The organism is Ancalomicrobiaceae bacterium S20, from assembly GCA_040269895.1.
GTDB classification, from domain to species: domain Bacteria; phylum Pseudomonadota; class Alphaproteobacteria; order Rhizobiales; family Ancalomicrobiaceae; genus Methyloraptor; species Methyloraptor flagellatus.
Genome location: CP158568.1, coordinates 1,859,413 through 1,881,623 on the forward strand (window position 1 = coordinate 1,859,413; position 22,211 = coordinate 1,881,623).

Genomic DNA, 22,211 nt, shown 5'->3' on the forward strand with positions numbered 1-22,211 from the left:
GACCCGCCGGATGGGAAAACGCTCCACAAAAGAAATGAGGCGGCTGCCGGGTGTTGGGACCCGGCAGCCGCCTCGCTTTTCCGTCCGCGTGGCCTCCGACAGACGGAAACGCGTTCCGCCTGCCTCAGTTGGAGGCGAGATAGGGCTTCGGATCGACCGGCTTCTGGCCCTTGCGCAGCTCGAAGTGCAGCTGCGGCTGGTTGACGTTACCGGTGGTGCCGGCGCGGGCGATGATCTGGCCGCGGTTCACCTTGTCGCCGCGGTTGACCAGGATGTCGCTGGCGTGGGCGTAGGCCGAGACCCAGCCGTCGGCGTGGCGCACGAGGACGAGGTTGCCGTAGCCCTTCAGCTCGTTGCCCGCATAGATGACCTCGCCGTCCTCGGCCGCCTTCACGGAGGTGCCTTCCGGTACGGCGAGATTGATACCGTCGTTGCGTTCGCCGCCCGGCTTGGCGCCGAACTCGCCGATCACACGGCCGCGCACCGGCCAGCGGAACGACAGCGGGCCGTTCTTGGCAGCATGCGATTCGGTCTCGGTGATCTCGCGAGCGACCGCGGCCTCCTGCTTGGCGGGCGCCGTCGGGGCCGTCGAGGCGACCTTGACCTCACCGGGCTTCGGCACGGGCGCGGTCGCGACAGGCGTGACCGGAGCCGGCGTGATCGGCCCGGGCTTGGCCGGCGCGAGCTGGGCGGTCTGGCCGAGGGCGGCCGGCGGCGCGCCGGCAGCGGGCGTCAATGCGGGAGCGAGCGGCGCGGCGACCGGCGCCTGAGCCGTGCGAACCGTGACCTTGGCGCCGGCGGGCAGCGTCAGCCTCTGGCCGGCCGCAACCGCCTCGGCCTTGAGGCCGTTGCGCTGCATCAGCGCATGCTTGGTCACGCCGTAATGCTTGGCGATCGCGTCGAGCGTCTCGCCGCGCACGACCGTGTGCTGGGCGACGATGGCGATCGGCTGGGCGGCGGGCGCATTCGCGAGCGCCGGGGTCGGCGCCTGCGGCTTGGCACCGGCGAGCAGATGCGCGGCCGGCTTGGCGCCCGGCTGGATCGCCACGGGGGCAGCGACCGGCGCGGCTGCCGCGCGCTGCGGCACCGGAGCCGGCTGCACCACCGGAGCGGTCACGGTGCGCTGGGCGGGCGCCTGCACGGCCGGTGCGTTCGAGGTATAGACCGGAATCAGCAGCTGCTGACCGGGTACGAGACGATTCGGGTCGGAAAGGCCGTTCGACTGGATCAGCACCGTCGCCGGCACTCCGTAGCGGCGCGCGACCGCATCGGCGGTGTCGCCGGCCTGAACCGCGACCGGCGTCGCGCCCTGCATCGTCCAACCGGCCGGGGCCGAAGCCACGATCGGCCGAGAACCGATGCTGCCGGTGGTCTGCGGCACGGCGGGCGGCGGCGGCGCGTAGGACTGCTGCTGCGGCACGTAAGGCGCCGGGGCGACCGGAGCCGGCGCCGCGGGAGCGGCAACGGGCGGCGGCAGCTGCTGACGCTGAACACCGACCGAGCCGGTCACATCAGACTGCGGCGGATAAGCCGGCTGGGCATAGCCAGGCTGGGCGTAGCCGCCGCCGTAGGCCGGCTGGGCCGGTGCGCCACCGAGGATCGACTTCTGGTTGGGCGTCGAACCGGTATAGACCGGCTCACCGAAGCGCGAGAAGTCGCTCGAGCAACCGGCCGCGCCCGCCGAGAGCAGCGCAACCAGGGCCACCTGGGTCAGATTGTGGGACCGCCACCGATTCTTGAGCTGACGCATCGCACCACTCACGCCACGAAAGACAACGAATTCCATGGGTGTTATTTAACGGCCTGTAACGTTGATAAACGCTTAAGACCGGCAGCGAATGCGTAAATTCCGGGCCGGCGATGTCGCGAAAACCGTTGGAAAAGCGGGCGCTCCCGGCAACTTTCGATCCATCGGACCGGGATCCGTGAAAACGGCCCCAACGCCGCGGCAGCTGTCGACCGGATCCGCTTCCGCGCAACTTTCGCGAGTCGCGCTCCGCGCACGATGAGCGATCCGGCGCCGCATATTCAGCAGGCAAAGCACGCGAATCCGCTCGATCAGAGCGCGGCCGCCCGGCCCGGCGAAAGCGCTATCATCCGAATCGCGCCGAGCGGCGTCGCGTCGATGTGCTTTTCGCGCGCGACGAAGCGCGTCAGCACCTGCTCGGCACCGGCGCGGCCGATCGGAGCGACCAGGATACCCTCGGGCTTCAGCTGCGCGGCGAGCGCCAGCGGCAGCTGGCCGACGGCGCCTTGCACGACGATCCGGTCATAGGGCGCAAAGCGCGCATAGCCCTCGAGGCCGTCGTGCTGGGCGATGGTGACATTGCCGAGCCGGAGGCTCGCCATCCGCTCCTCGGCCAGCTCGGCGAGGGTCCGATAACGCTCGACGGAGGTCACGCGTTCGGCGAGCCGCGCCATCACGGCCGCGGCGAAGCCCGATCCGGTGCCGACCTCCAGAACCTTGTGGTGCGGCTCGATCGCGGCGGCCTGGATGATACGGGCCTGTACGGCCGGCGGCGGCAGGGTCTGGCCGCATTCGATGGCGATCGGGAACGCGTCATAGGCCCGGTCGCGGTCGCCGGAGGCCACGAACAGGGTGCGCGGCGTCGCTTCGAAGGCGGCGAGAATCCTGTTCTCGGCGATGCCTTCGGAACGAAGTGCCAGAAGCATGGCCGCGACGTGCTCGCGGTCCTCCCCGGACAGGCCATCCGCCAAGCGGCGGACGGCGGCCGACATACGCACGGCCAAGAACGCCTCCGTGATTCACTTGAGCCGGTTCCATGCAGCGCCGCCGAGGGGGCGGAAGCATGGCGAAGACCGGCCTCCCGCCGGGGCGTGCCGTTCGGACGGCCTACTTCCCTGACGTGAGACTCAAGGCCTAGGCGCGAATGGTTGATGCGATCTCAACGAAACGCGTGCTGCAGCGATTGCCGGACCGCGTGGTCGGTGAAATCCAGCCGCAGTGGCGTAATGGACACAGCGCCCTGATCGAGCGCCCAGAGATCGGTGCCGACCTCCGGGTTCAGCCACTTCGGCCGGTAGCCGATCCAGTAGTAAGGGAAGCCGCGACCGTCGATGCGCTCCTCGACGTGGATCAGGTCCTCGTTGCGGGCGCCCTGGCGCGTCACCTCGATGCCGGAGACCTCCTCGGGCTTCCGGTCGGGGAAGTTGACGTTCATCAGCACGCCCTTCGGGATGCCGACCTCCAGGATCTTCCGGACCACATCGACACCGAGCGCTTCGGCGCAGTCCCAGCCCGGCTCGGCGTCCTTCTTCCACGGAAACGCCTGCGACAGCGCGATCGACGGCACACCGAGGATCGTGCCCTCCATCGCACCGGCGACCGTGCCGGAATAGGTGACGTCATCGGCGATGTTCGAGCCGCGATTGATGCCTGACAGCACCAGATCCGGCTTCTCGGGCAGCACGTGGCGGATGCCCATGATCACGCAGTCGGTCGGCGTGCCGCGCACCGCATAGCGCCGACCTTCGATGTGGCGCAGGCGTAGCGGATCGGACAGCGTCAGCGAATGGGCCTTGCCGGACTGGTCGGTCTCCGGCGCGACGACCCAGACCTCGTCGCCGATCGCCGCCGCGATCGTCTCGAGCACGGCGAGGCCGGGCGCATGAATACCGTCGTCGTTGGTGATCAGGATGCGCATGGCCGCCCTCGTCGCCTCTGAGGTCCAATCGGCCGCGAGTCGGCCGTTCGGCCCCGATAGACAGCGTCCGCGCCGGCTAGGCAACCCCTGCCTGACGCTCGGGCCGGCGGGCCAGATATGCCGATACCTCGGCGGCCGGCATCGGCTTGGAGAACAGGTAGCCCTGCGCCATTTCGCAGTGCATGCCCTGCACGATCGCGAACTGGTTCGGCGTCTCGACGCCCTCGACGATGCATTCGAGATTCATGTCGTCGCAGAGACCGACGATGGTGCGCACGATCTTGTGACTGACCTCGTCGTTCTCGATGTTGGCGACGAAGCTGCGGTCGACCTTCACGCGATCGAGCGGCAGCGTGTGCACGTAGCTCAGCGACGAATAGCCGGTGCCGAAGTCGTCGAGCGAGATCTTGCAGCCGAGCGCCTTCAGCGCGCCCACCGTGCGGCGCGCCTGGTTGAAGTCGAAGGCCATCGCCGTCTCGGTGATCTCGAAATCGACCCGGCGCGGGTCGACCCCGCTCGCGTTCACCGCCGCGATCAGCCGCATCGCGCCTTCGGCGGCGCAGATGTCGTAGGCGGAGAGATTGAACGAGATGCCGATGTCGCGCGGCCAGGTCTTCAGGCAGGCGAGCGCCTGGGCGAGCAGCACGCGCGTGATGTCGCCGATCGAGCCGGAACGCTCGGCGATCGGGATGAAGCGGTCGGGCGGCACGAGGCCGAGCGTCGGGCTGTTCCAGCGCGCCAGCGCCTCGAAGCAGACGACCCGGCCCGCGCGGACGTCGAGAATCGGCTGGAAGCTCAGCGACAGCTCGCGTTCGAGATCGGCCGTGCGCAGCGCCTGCTCGATCGTACCGAGCGCACGGATCTGGTCCTCGTGCTCGCGGGAGAACAGCACCACGCTGCCGCGCTGGCTGCGCTTGCCGTGGTAGAGCGCGTAGTCGGCGCGTTCGAACAGCGTACCGCCGTCCGTGCCGGTGTCGGGATAGAGCGCGAAGCCGACCGAGCAGGAGATCGCCGCATGCGAGGCGCCGATCCGGTACGGCCGGCGCACGGCCTCGCCGAGACGATGGCCGATCGCCGTCAGGCTGGCGCGCGACGGATCGCCGGTGACCAGCACACCGAATTCGTCGCCGCCCAGCCGATAGACCGTCGCCCGGCAGGGGCCGGTCTCGGCGGCGCAGACCTCCGCCATCCGGCGGCCGGCCTCGATCAGCACGCCGTCGCCGGTGGTGTGGCCGAAGGTGTCGTTGACCGGCTTGAAGCCGTCGAGATCCAGAATGCCGACCGCCATCGCATGGCCTTCCGTCTCCGCGTCCGCGAAGGCGCGGTCGAGATCGGCGAAAAAGCGCCGGCGGTTCGGCAGTTCGGTCAGCGAGTCGAGATTGGCCATGCGCAGGTTCTCGTCGGAGAGCCGCTGCGTCTCGGCCTGTTTGATGATCAGGTCGCGGCGGGATTCCACCAGTTTGGCGAAGTCGCGATAGTAGACGAACAGGATGCGGATCATCGCGCCGCAAACGAGCGCCAGATTGATCGCGATCGCCTTGTGCGTCGTCTCGCCGACGATCGACAGGAACAGGATGAAGGGCACGTTCACGACCAGGGTGACCGCGATGGCCGCCGAACGCAGGTGCATCAGGCAGAAGATGCAGGCGATGACGGTCAGGCCCATGTAGAAGGCGATGTGGCCCTGCCCATAGGCATCGCCGTAGCCGTAGAGCGACAGGCCCCAGGCGGTGAAGACGACGGCGAGGACGACGGCGAGACGGTTGGTGCCGGTCAGATGGCGATAGGCGCGCTCGGGGGTCACCTCGACATAGCGCTGCCGGATCCACCAGATCGCCCGCGCCGTCGAGATCGCCGAGAGCCCGACAGGCAGTCCGACGGCGAGCCAGAGCGGCGCGCGATCGTGGTAAGTATACGCAATCGCGAGGGAATTGAGGATGAGGGTGCCGTAGAGCAGCGGGATCTGCTGCACGAAGGCGCGGAACTGTGCCTGGACGAGCTCCGGGTTGTCCTTGGGGACCTGGAACAACGAACAGATCTTCGCGAAGCTGAGCGCCATATGCCTGCCGCGTCCGATGCCACCTTTTATCCGTGGCATACTAGCGCACTTGACTTAAGGCATGATTACGGTGCGACAGATCAGAGAACGCGATCCTTCCTCTAGGGCATCTCGCGTTGTTCAGCCGAACAGATAAACGCCCGGCGCGTGGCCGGGCGTTCAAGTCATTCGCGCCGAGCGCCGCAGAATGTCAGGCCGAAATAACTTCCAGTCCGCCCATATAGGGACGAAGGACTTCCGGCACCGTGATCGAACCGTCCTCGTTCTGGTAGTTCTCCATCACGGCGATCAGGCACCGGCCGACGGCGACGCCCGAGCCGTTCAGCGTATGGACGAAGCGCGTGCCCTTGCCCTCGGCGGGGCGATAGCGCGCGTTCATGCGCCGGGCCTGGAAGTCGCCGCAGTTCGAGCAGGACGAGATCTCGCGATAGGTGTCCTGCCCCGGCAGCCAGACCTCGATGTCGTAGGTCTTGCGCGAGGAGAAGCCCATGTCGCCGGTGCACAGCACGATGGTGCGGAACGGCAGGCCGAGCCTGGTCAGCACGTCCTCGGCCGCCGCCGTCATGCGCTGATGCTCGGCCTCCGACTGCTCCGGCGTCGTCACCGAAACCATCTCGACCTTGGCGAACTGGTGCTGGCGGATCATGCCGCGCGTGTCGCGCCCAGCCGAACCGGCCTCCGAGCGGAAGCACGGCGTCCAGGCGGTGAACCGGAACGGCAGCTTCGCTTCGTCGAGGATCTCTTCGCGCACGATGTTGGTGAGCGGGATCTCGGCAGTCGGGATCAGCCACTTCCGGTCAATCAATTGGCCAACGCGAACGTTAATGGTCATCCCTTCTGGCAAAGTCCCGGTATCGTGTTCTTCCAGCGCCTTTTCGAACGCTGCACGGAAGGATTCAGACGTGTAGGTGCCAAAAAGATCATCAGCGAACTTCGGCAAGTTGCCCGTGCCATAGGCCGAGGCCGTATTGACCAGGAACGGCGGGTTCACCTCGGTGTAGCCGTGTTCTTCCGTGTGCAGGTCGAGCATGAACTGGGCGAGCGCGCGTTCCAGACGGGCGAGCTTGCCCTTCAGGAACACGAAACGGGCGCCCGAGACCTTGGTCGCGGTCTCGAAGTCCATCATGCCGAGCGCCTCGCCGAGCTCGAAATGCTGCTTCGGCGCGTAGTTGAACGAACGCGGCGCGCCGACCTTGCGGATCTCGACGTTGTCGTGCTCGTCGCGGCCGACCGGCACGTCGGCCTCCGGCACGTTCGGGATGCCGGCGAGCGCGGCCTCGAGTTCCGCCTCGATCGTGCGCTCCTCGGCCTCGCCGGCCTGGATGAACGCCTTCAGCTCGGCGACCTCGGCCATCAGCGACTGCGCCTTGGCCTCGTCCTTGGTGGCCTTGGCCTTGCCGATCTCCTTGGAGGCGGCGTTCTGGCGCGCCTGCGCGTCCTGCAGCCTGGTCAGGTGCTGGCGGCGGCGTTCGTCGATGGCGAGCAGGTCCGACGACAGGGGCGACTTGCCACGATTGATCAGCGCCTGGTCGAAGGCTTGCGGGTTGTCGCGGATCAGCTTGATGTCGTGCATGTGTCACCTGTCGATGGACCCGCGCGACGCGAAGGCGCGCGCGGCACGACGGGGCATAGCGGGCGGACCCGGCACACGCAAGCTTCGCGAAGACCCGAGGGACGCGAAGCCGCGGGCGCGCCCGGCGCCCGGCCCCAGCGTCTCTTCAGTCCGTCGGCTCAGTCGTCGACTGTGGCGACCGCGCGGCCGGCCTTCTTCTCGACCATGCGCACGGAGATGATCGTCAGCTCGTAAAGGATGATCGTCGGGATCGCGAGCGAGATCTGGCTCAGCGGATCCGGCGGCGTCAGCACGGCCGCGACGATGAAGGCGACCAGGATCGCCCAGCGCCGGCGCTTGCGCAGCGCCTCGGAGGTGACGATGCCGATGCGGCCGAGCAGCGTCAGCACGACCGGCATCTGGAACACGATACCGAAGGCGAAGGTCAGCGACATGATCAGCGACAGGTATTCGCTGACCTTCGGCAACAGCTCGATCTTGATGCCGTCCTCGCTGGTCTGCTGCATCGAGGCGAAGAAGCCGAGCACCATGGGCAGCATGAAATAGACGAGCGTCGCGCCGGCGAGGAAGAAAACCGGCGTCGCAACCAGATACGGCAGGAAGGCGTGGCGCTCGTGCTTGTAGAGGCCGGGCGCCACGAACATGTAGATCTGGGTCGCGATCACGGGGAACGCGATGCAGATCGCGCCATAGAACGCGACTTTGATCTGGGTGATGAAGAACTCCTGCGGCGCCGTGAAGATCATCGTCGCCGGCTTGCCGGTCATGTTCCGGATGACATAATCATACGGCCAGACCAGGAAGTTGTAGATCCCCTTGGCGAAGAAGAAGCAGACCAGGAAGGCGATCACGAGCGCGATCAGCGATTTCACCAGCCGGGCGCGCAGTTCGATCAGATGTTCGATCAGCGGCGCGCGCGAGGCCTCGATGTCGTCTTGGTCCTTGTCGGTCATTGGCCTCGAGCCTTGGGAGATGCGTCGGCCTCGACCGCCGGAGCGAGCGCGGCGGTCTCGATCTTCTCGATTTTCTCAGGTGTCGCTTCAGCCGGAACGGCTTCGACGGGCGGGGCCTCGACATGGAAGCTCGGCGGCTCGAACACCGTATCGGGCGCCGGAACCGCCGCATCGATCCGCGCGGCGACCTCGGTCTCCGTCAATACGGGGGCGCTGACGCCCTCGCCTGCCGCGCCGGCCAGAGCCGCGGCCTCGCCCTCCGCGAGCGCCGCATTCGCCTGCGAGGGCGCGGTCACGCCGGCCTCGATACCGGCCAGTTCGGCGCGCGCCTCGGTCTCGATCGCGGTCACCGGCGCGGTGAACTGTTCGAGCTCGTTGCGGATCATCGAGGCGGGGCTGAGACTGCGCAGATCCTCGACGCTCTTCTTGACGTCGTCGAGCTCGGCCTCGCGGATCGCCTCGTTCATCTGGTTCTGGAACTCGCCGGCCATGCGTCGGACCTTGCCGACCCACTGGCCGACGGTGCGCAGGAGCTGCGGGAGTTCCTCGGGGCCGACCACGACCAGCGCCACGACGCCGATGATGAGCAGTTCGCTCCAACCGATATCAAGCATTTCGCCCATCCGTGACGCGCCATCGGCAGCGGCAGTCCTGCCGCGCGACGGGTCTTCCAAAGTCGTCGCTCGCGCGCCGCCGTCGCCCACATGCCGTCAGCCCGAACGCCCGGCCAGAACACCCGGCCAGAACGCCTGGCAAGACAGGGCGGCGGAACCGATCGTCTCTGCCAAGCTCACGCCGAAACGGCCGACAGGCTCGCGCCGCCGGCCGTGGGCCGGGTACCGGGCGGCGGAGCGACCGCCGCCATTCGCGGGTCAGCTCGCGCGGGTCTTGTCCACCGTGGCGGCTTCCGGCGCGCGATTGTCGATCGTGCGCGGGGCGGCCGGGTCGGTCGCGGCCGGCGGAGCCGCCGCGGTGTCGTCCTCGGACATGCCCTTCTTGAAGCTCTTGATGCCCTTGGCGACGTCGCCCATCAGGTCCGAGATCTTGCCCTTGCCGAACAGGAGCATGACCACAACGAGGACCAGGAGCCAGTGCCAGATGCTGAAGGAACCCATCGATGTCTCCGTCGGGGCGTTGCGCCCCTTTCCGCCGGGCCGTCGCCCGAACGTCGCGCGGCCTCCTCTCCCGAAGGCCGCCTGATTTCAACACGGACGGACGTCGCCGTCCGTCCCGCTCGTCCGATGCCTCGTGGCTCTCGAGGCGTCGAGCGGGCGCAATATGGCAAATAGGCCAAGCGCCCGCAACACGCCTATGACCGTCATATGGGGCGTGTCGGCCGCCTGGGGAAGACGAGCACGTCGGATGGCTCGACACCGAGGCCGACGTCGCGTCCGGGCCGGAGCGACTGGCCGCCGCGCACCCGCGCCTTGATCGGCTTTTCGAGCCCCTGCACGGCGATCTCGTAGAGGTCGACCTCGCCCAGGAACCGGCGCGAGACGATGCGGCCGGCGACGCCCTCGCCCGCCGGCAGGACCAGAACACCCTCGGGCCTTATGCAGATGTCGACCGGCGCGCCGCGCGTCACGCTCTCGGCCGGGTGCCGGCCGAACGGGCTCTCGGCCTCGCCGTCGCCGGCGGTGCCCTCGATCACGTTGATCTCGGAGAAGAAGCGCGCGACGAACAGTTCGGCCGGCTTGTGATAGAGGTCGTGCGCGGTGCCGACCTGCACGAGCCGGCCCTTGCGCATCAGGGCGATCCGATCGCCCATGCGCATGGCCTCCTCCGGATCGTGGGTGACGACCACGGCGGTCGCGCGCGTCTCGCGCAAGACCGCAAGCGTCTCGTCGCGGACGCTGTCCCGAAGCCGGCGATCGAGCCCGGAGAACGGCTCGTCCATCAGCAGCACCGACGGGCGCGGCGCCACCGCGCGGGCGAGCGCCACGCGCTGCTGTTCGCCGCCCGAGAGCTCGTGCGGATAGTCGAAGGCGTAGCCCTCGAGCCCGACGCGGCCGAGCGCCAGCAGCGCCTCGCGCTCGGCATCGGCACGCGGCAGCGCGGTCAGGCCGAACATGACGTTCTCGATGATCGTCATGTGCGGGAACAGCGCGTAATCCTGGAACACGAGCCCGATGCCGCGCTTCTCCGGCGCGACGAAGACCCCCGGTCCGGCGATCTCGCGATCGTCGACCAGCACGCGGCCGCCCGACTGCCGTTCGACGCCGGCCGCGATCCGAAGCAGCGTGGTCTTGCCGCAACCGGACTGGCCGAGCAAACACAGCACCTCTCCCGGCTCGACCGTCAGGCTGACGTCCTTGACCGAAGCCATGCCGTCATAGTGATGGCTGACGGTCTCGAAGGTCAGACGGCCCGCGATCACCGCGGCTGCGCGCGGCGGCGGCACCACGGCCCGGCGCGCGGCGGCCTCGGTCATCGGCGATGGGGGATCGAGCAGCGGCATCGGCTTAGCGGTCCTGTTCCTCGTCGTCTTGGCCCTCGTCCGGCATCTCGGAACCCGTCTCGCCGTCGCGCTCGCTTTCCATCAGCGCGACGAGGTCGGTCTCCTCGAGCGGTTCCTCGTCGTCGGTCAGGCCAGCCTGATCGGACGGGATCGGCACATGGAAGCCGGCCGGGATCTGGCCGTCGAGCAGGCCGGCGCCCTTCAGTTCCTCGAGCCCCGGCAGATCCTGGATCGCCTCCAGGCCGAAATGGACAAGGAAGCCCTCCGTGGTGCCGTAGGTCACCGGCCGGCCCGGCGTGCGGCGGCGGCCGCGCATGCGGATGAAGCCGGCGGCGAGCAGCACGTCGAGCGTGCCCTTCGACATGGTCACGCCGCGGATCGCCTCGATCTCGGCGCGCGTGACCGGCTGGTGATAGGCGATGATCGCCAGCGTCTCCAGCGTGGCGCGCGACAGCTTGCGCTGCTCGACCGCCTCGCGGTGGAGCAGGAAGGCGAGATCGTCGGCGGTGCGGAACTGCCACTTGCCGGCGACACGGACCAGGTTGACGCCGCGGCCGGCATAATCCTCGCCGAGCCGATCCAGAATCGCGCGGATATCTGCTCCCTCGGGCAGGCGTTCGGCGAGAACGTCCTCGCCGAGCGGCGCGTCGGAGGCGAACAGCAGCGCCTCGACCACGCGCGCGGCGATGCGTTCGTCGATGATGCCGCCCGTCGACGGGGCGCGGTCGCTCGCGGCCGCGGAGGCATCGCCCGCAGCGTCAAGCGTCGTCGCGTCGTCCTCGGCCGGCGCCGTCGTCATCGTCCATCCCCGGCTCGGCCCCGTCCGTCTCGACGTCGTCGAGCGGCGCGGGGGCGATGTCATCGTCTCCGGCTCCGTCAATAGCGGAAGCGCGGTCGCGGAGATAGATCGGTGCGAAGGGGTTCGCCTGCCGGATCTCGACGCGACCTTCCCGGACCAGCTCCAGCGTCGCCGAGAAAGAGCTCGCGAGCACGGTGGCGCGCATGCCGGGACTCAGGAAGCGGACCAGGATATCGGCGATCGGCGTCCAGTCATGCACGGTGCCGACGAGCCGTTCCAGGATCTGGCGCGCCTCGACCAGCGACCAGACCTTGCGGCGGGCGACGCGGACGTTGGTCACCATCGTGCGCTGCCGATGCGCGGCATAGGCGGTCAGGAGGTCGTAGAGCGTCGCGGTCCATTCGATCTTCGAGCGCACCACCACCGGCTCGGGCGCACCGCGCAGAAACACGTCGCGACCGACGCGGTTGCGGTTGACCAGCTTGGCCGCCGCCTCGCGCATCGCCTCCAGGCGGCGCAGGCGGAACGCGAGTTCGGCGGCGAGCTCCTCGCCCGACGGCTCGTCGTCCTTGGGCGGATCGGGAATGAGCAACCGCGACTTCAGATAGGCGAGCCACGCCGCCATCACGAGATAGTCGGCGGCGAGTTCCAGGCGCGTCTTGCGCACCTCCTCGATGAAGGCGAGATACTGCTCGGCGAGCGCCAGGATCGAGATCTTGGTCAGGTCGACCTTCTGGCTGCGCGCGAGCGACAGGAGCAGGTCGAGCGGGCCCTCGAAGCCCTCGACGTCGACGACCAGCGTCGGGTCGCCCGGCCGGGCCTCGACGCCGGGCGTCGCGCCGCGATCCCACGCCTCCGCGCCCGGCAGACGCGGCGGTACGGATGGGCTCGCCTGCGGGCCTTCGATCTCCTCCGCCGCGCTCATCGACGCCTGTCTGGTCCCCCGCTTGTATCAGTCCTTGTCCGACTCACGCATCTGCGAGCGCGAGAAGTTCGGCCAGTTCCGCCCGCGCGGCCGGCTCGTCGAGCGGTGCCGGCACGCGGCGCCAGGTCAGCGCGCGGGCCGCGCGATCGGCGGCGATGCCGTCGAGCGGACCGACCACCTCGGCAACCGCGCGCATCTGGTCGAGCTTGCCGTTGCAATGAAGCACGATGTCGATGCCGGCGTCGAGGGAGCGGCGCGCCCGATCCGCCGGCGTGCCCGACAGCGCCTCCATGCCGAGGTCGTCGGTCATCAGCAAGCCGTCGAAGCCGATCTCGCCGCGGATCACATCGGCGATGACGGGCGCGGACTGCGTCGCGGGCGCGTCCGGATCGATCGCCTCGAACACGACATGGGCCGACATCGCCATCGGCAGGTCGGCATTGGCGCGGAACGGCGCGAAATCGGTTTGCGACAGCGTCGCCCGGTCGGTCGCGACGTGCGGCAGCGACAGATGGCTGTCGACGCCTGCGCGGCCGTGGCCGGGCATGTGTTTGACGATCGGCAGCACGCCGCCGGCGAGCAGGCCTTCCGCGACCGCGCGGCCGATCGCGGCGACCGGCTCCGGCGTGCGGCCATAGGCGCGTGCGCCGATCACGTCGTGGGCGCCCCGCACGGGAACATCGAGCACCGGCAGGCAGTCGACGTCGATGCCGAGCGCGAGCAGATCGTGGGCAATGAGCCGTGCGCCCAGCGTGGCGGCGCGCAGGCCCTTGGCCTGATCCTTCGCGTGGATCGCGCCGTAGACCGCGCCGGCCGGATAGACCGGCCAATGCGGCGGCCCGAGACGCTGGACGCGGCCGCCCTCCTGATCGATCAGCACCGGCGCCTCGGGCCGGCCGACCGCATCGCGCAGCGCGCGCGTCAGCGCCGCGATCTGCTCAGGGGTCTCGCAATTGCGCTTGAACAGGATGAAGCCCCAGGGTCGCGCCTCCCGGAAGAAGGCGATCTCGTCCTCGGAGAGCGTCGGGCCGGCGCAGCCGGAGATGAAGGCGGATACGGTCATCGCGGGTCTCCGCGCCGTTTCGGGACGGCCCGAGCGGCGGCTGTCGTGAAAAGACCGCCGGGGGCGGCCGGCGGTCTCGTCGTTGATCGATCGCGCGCGGTCCGGACAGGTCAGCGCTTGACCACCATGCAGCTGCCGCCCGCCGACTTCAGCTGTTCGCAGAGCGCGACGGCCTGGTCGCGCGAGCCGGCGGAAACGCGGACGCGGTGATAGCTCTTGCCGTTCACGTCGGCCTGCTGGACCACCAGCGAACGGCCGCCGAGCACCGGATACTTGCGCTGCGCCTCGGCGAAAGCACGCTTGGCCTCGGCGTCGGAACCGGTTGCGGCGATCTGGACCAGGAAGTCGCCGGCGCCGGCCGGCGGGGTGATCGAGACCGGCTGGGTCGAGGCCGTCGTGGCAGGCGCGGCCGCCGGCGGCGCGGCGGCGAGACGCGTCGGGCCGACCGGGCCGAGCGCGATCGGCGCACCGGCCGTCGTGGTCGGAGCCGCAGCCGGGGCCGGCTGCAGCTGCACCGGGCGCGGCTGGGCCGGCTGCACCGGCGTGGTGGCGACCACGGTCGGGGCCGGCGCGGGCTTCACGACCGGCTTGATCGTGGTGATCTGCGGCGCAGTCGGCGCCTGGGCAGCGGGAGCCTGCGCGGCAGGAACCTGGACCAGCGGGTTCGGCGGATATGGCATGTCGGCGGTCGCCGACGGGCGCGCCGGCGCTTGGGCCGCGGGGACATGGGCCACCGGCGGCAGCGCCGGAGCCTGGGTGGCGGGCGGCGTGGCCGGATCGGCGAGCGCGGTGCGCGGCGGCTTCGGCGCATCGCCGACGACCGTGCCGTCCGGGCGCACGATGACCGTCTTCACATGGCGCGGCTGGTCGTTGACGCCCACGCCGCCCGGCGCGATGACGCGCACGTCCTGGCCGTCGGCGGTCTTGCCCTTGACGGCATCGACCGGATCTTCCTGCAGGCGCACGATCTTCGATGCGCCGCTGCCGTCATCCGGCTTCAGCGACGGCGTGTTGTCGGCGACCGCCTTGCCCGGCGGCGGCACGACCTTCATCGGCTTGCCGTCGGCATGCACCGTCACCGGTGCGCCGCCGACGCCGAGCGAGGGCGCGAACATGCGCCAGCCGGCATAGCCGACACCGCCGACCGCGACGAGGCCGACCAGCGCCGCGACCAGACCGACGCCGATGCGCTGGCCATTGCGGGCGTTCTTGGCGGCGGCGCGCACCTGGCGGCCGGAGTGGCCCGGCAGGGCCTCCTCGAGCGAGGCATGCGGCCGGGCTTCATAGGCAGCCGCAGCGATGTCGTCGCGGCTGAAATCGGCATAGGGCGAGCGCGGCGCGGCGTGCGCGACCGCCGGGTGCACATGCACCGAGGCGGTGTGCGGCGCGCGGCCGTCGACGCCGTCATCGTAGCCTTGATCGAAGGCCGGATCGTAGCTGCCGGCGGCAACGCCGCTCTGGCCGTGGCCGGGCTGCGCGTAGCCCGGATGACCGGCCGAAGACGGCGCATAGTTCTGTGGCGCGTCACGCGACGCGGCAACACGGAGATTGGGGGCCTGACGCTGCACGGGTTCGCCCTCCGGCGCATGTTCGGCGGTGCGCGCCGAGCGCGCCTGTGCCGGACCGACCGAGGCGCGCAGCTCATTGAAGAGCTCGGCTTCGAGTTCGGTCAACTGTTGAGGCATGGGCTGCGCGGTCACGGGACGACGTTGTCCACTGCGCGGTTCGGGACGGACCGGATAGGCCGCCCCTTCGCTGACGATCCGCGCCAGTTCGACCAGCGGATCCTCCGCCTCCGGCATCCCGCCCGTCACCTGACCGGCCGGAGCCGCCCCTCCCGCGACACGCGCGGCGGCGACATGCTGAAGCTTCTCGGGCATCGAACCAGACTTCCTCCGGTGCCGCATGGAACGCTCCCGCGGCCCATGCACTGAACACGACACCCGAAGCCGCAACCGTCACCGCATTTCGTCAGGCGCGTTCACGCCCAATATAGCGAGCCCGGACGCGAGTACCAACGCAACGGCATCGACCATTGCCAATCGGGCCGAAGACGACAATGGGTCGTCAACGTTAATAAACCGTAATTGCGGCAAGTCCTTGCCTCGGTTCCACTGCCCGTGGAGCTCGCTCGCCAGTTCATACAAATAGAAGGCGATCCGGTGCGGTTCGTGAGCCGTCGCAGCGCTTTCGACGATGCGCGGCCACTCCGCGAGGCGCTTGATCAGCGCGATCTCGCCCGAATCAGTCAGCCGGTCGAGCGGCGTGGCGGCGAGGCTGGCGCGATCGAGCGCAATCGACGGCACGTCCGCCGCCGCCTGCCGGAACACCGAGCGACAGCGCGCATGCGCGTACTGTACGTAGAAGACCGGGTTATCCTTCGACTGTTCGGTGACCTTCTGGAAGTCGAAGTCGAGCGGCGCGTCGTTCTTGCGGTAGAGCATCATGAAGCGCACGGCATCGCAGCCGACTTCCTCGACCACGTCACGCAGCGTGACGAAGTCGCCCGAGCGCTTCGACATCTTCACCGGCTCGCCGGCGCGGAACAGTTTTACGAGCTGGCAGAGCCGGACGACGACCTTGGCCTTGCCGGCCGAGATCGCGTTGCCGACCGCCTCGAGGCGCTTGACGTAACCGCCGTGGTCGGCGCCGAGGATGAAGATCATCTCCTCGAAACCGCGACGCCACTTGTCGCGCATATAGGCGACGTCCGCAGCGAAATAGGTGTAGTCGCCGTTCGACTTGGCGAGCGGCCGATCGGTGTCGTCGCCATAGGCCGAGGCGCGGAACAGCAGCTGCTCGCGGTCCTCCCAGTCCTCCGGCAGCTGGCCCTTCGGCGGCGGCAGGCGGCCGTTGTAGACGAGGTCGCGGCCGCGCAGATCCTCGATCATCTCGTCGATCGAGGACGTGCCGGAGGCGCGATCGTGCAGCGTGCGCTCGGAGAAGAACACCTCGTGGGTGACGCCGAGCGCGGCGAGATCGGCGCGGATCATGTCCATCATCATCGCGACCGCGACCGGCTTGACGATCGGCAGCCACGCGGCCTCGGCCAGCGCGAGCAGCTTGTCGCCATGGTCGGCCTTCAGCTTTTCGCCGACCGGCACGAGATAGTCGCCCGGATAGAGCCCTTCCGGGATCGTGATCGTCTCGCCGAGCGCCTCGCGGTAGCGCAGGAAGGCGGAGCGGGCGAGCACGTCGATCTGTCCGCCGGCGTCGTTGATGTAATATTCCTTGGTCACGTTCTGGCCGGCGAAGGCGAGCAGATTCGCCAGCGCGTCGCCGACCACGGCGCCGCGGCAATGGCCGACGTGCATCGGGCCGGTCGGATTGGCCGAGACGTACTCGACGTTGGTCTTGCGGCCGCCGCCGATGGTCGAGCGGCCGAAATCGGCGCCGGCATTGAGGATCGCGCCGAGCAGCGTCGCGAAGGTCTCCGGCTTCAGGCGCAGATTGATGAAGCCGGGACCGGCGACCTCGACCTCGGCGACGTCCGGATCGGTCGCCAGTTCGCCCATCAGCGCGATGGCGAGTTGGCGCGGGTTCTGCCCCATGGGCTTCGCCAGCACCATGGCGGCGTTGACCGCGAGATCGCCGTGCGAGGCATCGCGAGGCGGCTCGACCAGCACGCGGGTCGTGTCGAGCGCCGACCCGTCTGCCGCCTTCCAGCCGAGGCGATCGATGGCGGCGAGCACACGCGAGGTGAAGTCCGCAAAGATATTCATGGGGTTGAGGCCGTTTCTGCAGATACCGCGAGAGCTCGTGCGGGAGCCGTCCACCGCCGGGACCAGCCCGGGAATGCGTCGGACGCGGGGCCTAACGCAAAACCGGAGTAGCGTCAAACAATCGGCCGTGTTCGAGCGCGGCGAAGCGATCGGTCATGCCGGCGATGTAGTCGCAGATCCGGCGCGCGCGCTGGGCCTCGTCGGTCGGATCGAGCCCGGCGCACCACTCCGTCGGCATCGCGGCCGGATCCTCGAAGAAGCGGGCGAACAGCTCCTCGACCACCTGCTCGACCGCGCGCATGACCTCCATGACCGGCTCGGACCGGTAGACGTGGCGATAGAGGAAGGCCTTGATCGCCTTGTCGGCGGCGGCGACCTCTTCGGAGAACGTCGCGATCGGGCCCGACAGCCGGCGGACCGCATCGGCGCTCTCCGGCTCGGCGTCGCCGAGGCGCCGCAGTGCCTCGCGGATGACATCCTCGACCATACGGGTGATGACGCGGCGCGTCACTTCCTGCACCACGCGCGGCCGCGACAGGTCCGGATGGCGCTCGCGCACCTCGCGCAGCGCCGGGCCGACCAAGGGCAGTTCTTCGAGCGCATCGAGATCGATCAGACCGGCGCGCAGGCCGTCGTCGATGTCGTGGGCGTCATAGGCGATGTCGTCGGCGACCGCCGCGATCTGCGCCTCGATGCTCGGTTGGCTCCAGAGCCACAGGTCGTTCGAACGGCCGTAGTCGCGGATCGGATAAGGCAATTCGGCCGGCGTCACGCCATGGTGCGGCAGCGGCCGGCCTTGCGGATCGGCGAGCGGGCCGTTGTGCTTGACGAGGCCCTCCAGCGTCTCCCAGGCGAGATTGAGCCCGTCGAAGCCGGCGTAGCGGCGTTCGAGCTTGGTGACGATGCGCAGGGTCTGGGCGTTGTGATCGAAGCCGCCCCAGCGCGCCATGGCACGATCGAGCGCACGCTCGCCGGCATGGCCGAACGGCGTATGGCCGAGATCGTGGCCTAGCGCGACCGCCTCGGCCAGATCCTCGTCGAGCCGGAGCGCACGGGCGAGCGCGCGGGCGATCTGGGCGACCTCGATCGTGTGGGTCAGCCGCGTGCGGAAATGATCGCCCTCGTGATAGATGAAGACCTGCGTCTTATGGGCGAGACGGCGGAACGCGGTCGAGTGCACGATGCGGTCGCGGTCGCGCTGGAACGGCGTGCGGGTCGGGCTCTCGGGCTCGGCGACGAGCCGGCCGCGCGAGTGGTCCGGGTCGACGGCGAAGACCGCGCGCGGCTCACGGCCGAGGCCGATGCGCGCGCGGATCGCGGCGGCGGCCTCGCGTGCCGTGCCGGTTCCATCCTTCGGCGCGTCGTCGCCCATCGGTCTTCCTCCACTCGATCCCACGATGCCGCCCCAAACCGCCGGCGCCCGAACCGCCGAAGCCTGAACCGCCGAAGCCTGAACCGCCGGGCTCGGCGTGCCGACGGCCCTGCCCGCCTGCGCGCCCCCGCCATGCGGCACCGAGCCGTCGAAGCGCATTGACCCGGCCGCGCGCGGACTTAACTATCAGGCATGCTTTCCATGTCCAGCCGACGACGTTCGGCGGCGGACCGACTAAGGAGCCATCCCATGGATGCCGCGACGCTCGACGCCGGCCTCTCGCCCCTCACCCTCACCGAGCGCGCCGCGCGCCGCATCGCCAAGATCGCGGCCAAGGAAGCGCCCGGCACGGTCTTGCGCGTTTCGGTCTCCGGCGGCGGCTGCTCGGGCTTTTCCTATGGCTTCGAACTGACCACTGCGCGCGAGGCGGACGATATCGTCATCACCCGTGACGAGGCGACCGTGCTGATCGATCCGGTCTCGGTCGATTACATCAAGGGCTCGGAGATCGACTTCGTCGACAATCTGATGGGCCAGTCGTTCCAGGTGAAGAACCCGAACGCGACGGCTACCTGCGGCTGCGGCACCAGCTTCTCGGTCTGATCGCCGGGCCGGACGCGGCCAGCGATCTGTGCACGAGCGGCCGTGACGGCGCCCGGACGGCGTGACCGGCGGCGCGAACCGCCCTATGGTGCCGGTCCCGCACGCTTTCCCGCGTGTCTCCGCCCTGCCCCGCCGACGAGCCTGACCGATGAAGATCGCGACCTGGAACATCAACGGCGTCAAGGCGCGCATCGAGGCGCTGACCGCCTGGCTGCGCGAGGCCTCGCCCGACCTCGTCTGCCTGCAGGAGATCAAGTCGGTCGACGAGGGTTTTCCGCGGCTGGAGATCGAGAGCCTCGGCTATAATGTCGCGACCCACGGCCAAAAAGGCTTCAACGGCGTCGCGATCCTGTCGAAGCTGCCGCTCGAAGATGTGACGCGCGGCCTGCCCGGCGACCCGACCGACGAGCAGGCGCGCTACATCGAGGCGGTGGTCTCGGTCGGGCCGCGGGTGTTGCGCGTCGGCGGGCTCTACCTGCCGAACGGCAATCCGCTCGGCACCGAGAAGTTTCCCTACAAGCTCGCCTGGATGCGCCGGCTCGAGCAGCATGCCGCCGAGCGGCTCGCCTACGAGGAGCCGTTCGTGCTGATGGGCGACTACAACGTCATCCCAGACCCGATCGATGCGCGCCGACCCGACGCCTGGCTCGGCGATGCGCTGTTCCAGCCGGAGAGCCGGCAGGCCTACCGGCGACTGCTGGCGCTCGGCTTCACCGATGCGGTGCGCGCGACCACCGAGGCTCAGGTGTTCACCTTCTGGGATTATCAGGCCGGCGCCTACCAGAAGAACGACGGCATCCGCATCGACCACGTGCTGCTGTCGCCCCAGGCGGCCGATGCTCTGGTCGGCGTCCACATCGACAGCCATGTGCGCGGCTGGGACAAGCCGTCGGATCACGTGCCGGTCGTGGTCGAATTGGCGCTCTGACGTTTCGCATGACCGGACCGGCGGCTTCGCGCGCGCCAGCGCAAGCCCGCCGAATCTGGCCGGGCTCCAGACGTCGGGAGATCGGCGGCCGCCTCTGACGCGTGCGCCGCCACCGTGCTATGCTCGCGGGCATGGCAGACGACGCGCCCTGTGGCCGGTCGCACCGGCCTTCCGTCCTTGGCTCCACCGCCGCCCGACCTCCGGTCGCGCTGGCGGCTGCAGGCGGTTTCGTCCGCAGCATTCGCCCCAACGCCCACCATGACCTGCGATCGCTCGGCTGGCGCCCGGCGCTGATCGCCGCCCTGCTCCTTGCGGCGGGCCCGACGCCGGCGACCGCCGATCCCGATTGTACCTGTCGTGGTCCGGGCGGGCGGCTGTTCCATCAAGGCGAGACGACCTGTCTGCCGTCGCCCGACGGTCCGCGGCTGGCGCGCTGCGCAATGGCGCTCAACAACACGTCCTGGGCCTACACGAAGGAGCGCTGCGAGCCGGTGGCGCATCTGTCGCCGCGCCGGGATCGCACCGCCCGTGCGGGCGCACTTCAAGTGAATGAGAAACAGAGTCCGGAAACGCCTCCAACACTCTGACTCTACGGCATTTTGAACGTCTACTTCGAGTCGAATCCGAACCCTCGGGACTCGCATGTCCTGCAGATCCGTCGCGGCGCCGGATATCACCGATCGCCGCGGTACGACCGCCGGGACGATGCGATCTCGAACGGCATTTCGGCGGGGTTCCGAGCGAATTTCATGTCGCGGCGCCGGTCGGGAGGCGTCCGCGTCGCGAGGGGGGTGTCGGGCGATGCCGCGCAACATCCGGGTTGGAGGCGAGCTCTCCCGCCGGACGTGGCACGGGGCTTTTCGATCCGAGTCGAAGAGTCGACGCTAACGACATAAGAGTCTGAGCTGATTCAGATTTCTTCGAGTCGAAGTCGAACCGACCCAGACCACCGACCCGAATTCATCAGACGGATTAACAAGACATGAAAAAGGCGAGCCAAGAGATTGGCTCGCCTTCATGATTCAAATCGAGATCGATCCTGTCACGCGGACGCCGTGGCTCGGGTCTTCGAGCGACCTCGGTCGAGCCGAACCGCCTTCGCGTCCCTGCCACGCGGCCCTTTCATCGGGCGCTGTTCACGGGCTGCCGCTCTTGGCGATCCATTCCTGCGCCAGGGTGACGGCCTGACGGCGTTCCGGCTCGCTGGCGACCGAGAAGGCCTGTTCCTGGGCTTCGCGAATCCACTCGTCGCCACGGCCCTGCGGTGCGGTCTGGCGGGCGATCGTGAGCCACATCAGGCCCTGAACCGAGCGGCGCGGCACATCGTCGTCGCCGACGAACAGCAGCTGGCCGAGCAGCGCCTGCGCGGCGGAATGGCCCTTCTTGGCGGCGAGGCGCAGCCAGCGCGCGGCCTGCTTCGGATCGCGCTCGTTGGCACTCTCCAGATACAGCCGGCCGAGATTGTACTGGGCATCCGGGTCGCCGAAATAGGACGCGGCATAGGTGAAGATGTCGCGCGCCTTGTCGACATTCGGCTTGACCGCCGTGTCCTTGATGCCGTTCAGGTAGTAGGAGCCGAGCGCGACGAAGGCGCTCGCCACGAAGGCGGCCTCGGGCGAACCCGGCGCATCGTCGGCGTGGCTGTTGGCGACCTGATTGTAATATTCGAAGGCCTTCACATCGTTCGCGGGAACGCCGTCGCCCATCTGGTAGATGCGGCCGAGCTTCCACTGCGCGATCGGATGACCGCTCTCGGCGGCGCGGCGCAGCTGCTCGATGGCGGCCTTCTTGTCGCCCTCGTAGAACAGACGCGTGCCATTGCGGAACGCGTCGACGGGAGACGCCGCGGCCGCGGGGGATCGGGTCGTCGACGCAGGGTCGAGCGCGTAGGCCGTGCTATAGCCCGCGGCGAATCCCAATCCGAATATGGTCGCCAGAAGTCCAGTCCTGAGACACCCGACCACGCGCATCGCTTCTCATCACCTCGACGGCGGATCCTTTGGATCGCGGCCGCCCCACACGCCCCCAACGCCCGCTCGTGCGGGGCCCGACAGACGCGCAGGCGCGCGTCGGCAGATCGGGCCTGCCGGC

At 69.0% G+C, this 22,211-nt stretch carries 18 protein-coding genes and 1 pseudogene; 3 read left to right on the top strand and 16 right to left on the bottom strand.

Translation table 11 applies throughout. The features are described from left to right. Positions 1-124: 124 nt before the first annotated feature. The 15 genes and pseudogenes from ABS361_08555 to ABS361_08625 all read right to left on the bottom strand — a co-directional run bounded on the left by ABS361_08555 (position 125) and on the right by ABS361_08625 (position 18,589). Positions 125-1,750 (bottom strand): peptidoglycan DD-metalloendopeptidase family protein, encoded by a 1,626-nt coding sequence (locus ABS361_08555; protein ID XBY46257.1) that lies wholly within the window; start codon positions 1,748-1,750, stop codon positions 125-127. Positions 1,751-2,058: 308 nt separating this feature from the next. Then, a complete protein-coding gene (locus ABS361_08560) occupies positions 2,059-2,739 on the bottom strand; it encodes a protein-L-isoaspartate(D-aspartate) O-methyltransferase (protein ID XBY46853.1) in 681 nt (226 codons plus the stop codon). A gap of 167 nt (positions 2,740-2,906) precedes the next feature. Next, positions 2,907-3,665, bottom strand: a complete 759-nt coding sequence (surE, locus tag ABS361_08565) for a 5'/3'-nucleotidase SurE (protein ID XBY46258.1) — start codon at positions 3,663-3,665, stop codon at positions 2,907-2,909. Between the two features lie 76 nt (positions 3,666-3,741). Further along, positions 3,742-5,724, bottom strand: coding sequence for an EAL domain-containing protein (locus ABS361_08570; protein XBY46259.1), 1,983 nt, complete (start codon positions 5,722-5,724; stop codon positions 3,742-3,744). A 190-nt stretch (positions 5,725-5,914) separates the two neighbouring features. Then, positions 5,915-7,297, bottom strand: coding sequence for a serine--tRNA ligase (gene serS / locus ABS361_08575; protein XBY46260.1), 1,383 nt, complete (start codon positions 7,295-7,297; stop codon positions 5,915-5,917). Between the two features lie 158 nt (positions 7,298-7,455). Next, positions 7,456-8,250: a twin-arginine translocase subunit TatC gene (gene tatC / locus ABS361_08580; protein ID XBY46261.1), complete on the bottom strand. Its 795-nt coding sequence runs from the start codon at positions 8,248-8,250 to the stop codon at positions 7,456-7,458. Next, positions 8,247-8,864 carry a Sec-independent protein translocase protein TatB gene (tatB, locus tag ABS361_08585; protein XBY46262.1) on the bottom strand — a complete coding sequence of 206 codons (618 nt, stop codon included), beginning with the start codon at positions 8,862-8,864 and terminating at the stop codon, positions 8,247-8,249. The genes tatC and tatB overlap by 4 nt, the downstream gene beginning before the upstream one ends. 258 nt (positions 8,865-9,122) lie before the next feature. Next, complete coding sequence (locus ABS361_08590) at positions 9,123-9,365, bottom strand: twin-arginine translocase TatA/TatE family subunit (protein ID XBY46263.1); 243 nt, start codon at positions 9,363-9,365, stop codon at positions 9,123-9,125. 203 nt (positions 9,366-9,568) lie between these two features. Then, the gene (locus ABS361_08595; GenBank protein XBY46854.1) at positions 9,569-10,681 is read right to left on the bottom strand and encodes an ABC transporter ATP-binding protein; all 1,113 of its coding nucleotides are present in this window, start codon (positions 10,679-10,681) and stop codon (positions 9,569-9,571) included. 31 nt (positions 10,682-10,712) lie between these two features. Continuing rightward, positions 10,713-11,507, bottom strand: coding sequence for an SMC-Scp complex subunit ScpB (scpB, locus tag ABS361_08600; GenBank protein ID XBY46264.1), 795 nt, complete (start codon positions 11,505-11,507; stop codon positions 10,713-10,715). 97 nt (positions 11,508-11,604) lie between these two features. Further along, a pseudogene (locus tag ABS361_08605) lies at positions 11,605-12,432 on the bottom strand (ScpA family protein). Positions 12,433-12,475: 43 nt separating this feature from the next. Beyond that, entirely contained in the window at positions 12,476-13,495 is a 1,020-nt protein-coding gene (gene nagZ / locus ABS361_08610; GenBank protein ID XBY46265.1) for a beta-N-acetylhexosaminidase, read from the bottom strand. Positions 13,496-13,605: 110 nt separating this feature from the next. Then, positions 13,606-15,375, bottom strand: a complete 1,770-nt coding sequence (locus tag ABS361_08615; protein XBY46266.1) for an SPOR domain-containing protein — start codon at positions 15,373-15,375, stop codon at positions 13,606-13,608. Between the two features lie 78 nt (positions 15,376-15,453). Then, on the bottom strand, positions 15,454-17,217 hold the full coding sequence (gene argS, locus ABS361_08620; GenBank protein ID XBY46267.1) for an arginine--tRNA ligase: 1,764 nt from the start codon (positions 17,215-17,217) through the stop codon (positions 15,454-15,456). 91 nt (positions 17,218-17,308) lie between these two features. Next, on the bottom strand, positions 17,309-18,589 hold the full coding sequence (locus ABS361_08625; protein ID XBY46268.1) for a deoxyguanosinetriphosphate triphosphohydrolase: 1,281 nt from the start codon (positions 18,587-18,589) through the stop codon (positions 17,309-17,311). A 249-nt stretch (positions 18,590-18,838) separates the two neighbouring features. On the opposite strand from ABS361_08625, the gene erpA reads away from it, so the two are divergent. From erpA to ABS361_08640, 3 genes are all read left to right on the top strand, one after another. Next, a complete protein-coding gene (gene erpA, locus ABS361_08630; protein ID XBY46269.1) occupies positions 18,839-19,192 on the top strand; it encodes an iron-sulfur cluster insertion protein ErpA in 354 nt (117 codons plus the stop codon). A gap of 148 nt (positions 19,193-19,340) precedes the next feature. Then, positions 19,341-20,120 carry an exodeoxyribonuclease III gene (xth, locus tag ABS361_08635; protein ID XBY46270.1) on the top strand — a complete coding sequence of 260 codons (780 nt, stop codon included), beginning with the start codon at positions 19,341-19,343 and terminating at the stop codon, positions 20,118-20,120. 119 nt (positions 20,121-20,239) lie between these two features. Further along, positions 20,240-20,707 carry a hypothetical protein gene (locus ABS361_08640; GenBank protein ID XBY46271.1) on the top strand — a complete coding sequence of 156 codons (468 nt, stop codon included), beginning with the start codon at positions 20,240-20,242 and terminating at the stop codon, positions 20,705-20,707. Between the two features lie 549 nt (positions 20,708-21,256). On the opposite strand, the gene ABS361_08645 is transcribed toward ABS361_08640, so the two are convergent. Next, the gene (locus ABS361_08645) at positions 21,257-22,039 is read right to left on the bottom strand and encodes a tetratricopeptide repeat protein (protein XBY46272.1); all 783 of its coding nucleotides are present in this window, start codon (positions 22,037-22,039) and stop codon (positions 21,257-21,259) included. Between the last annotated feature and the right edge of the window lie 172 nt (positions 22,040-22,211).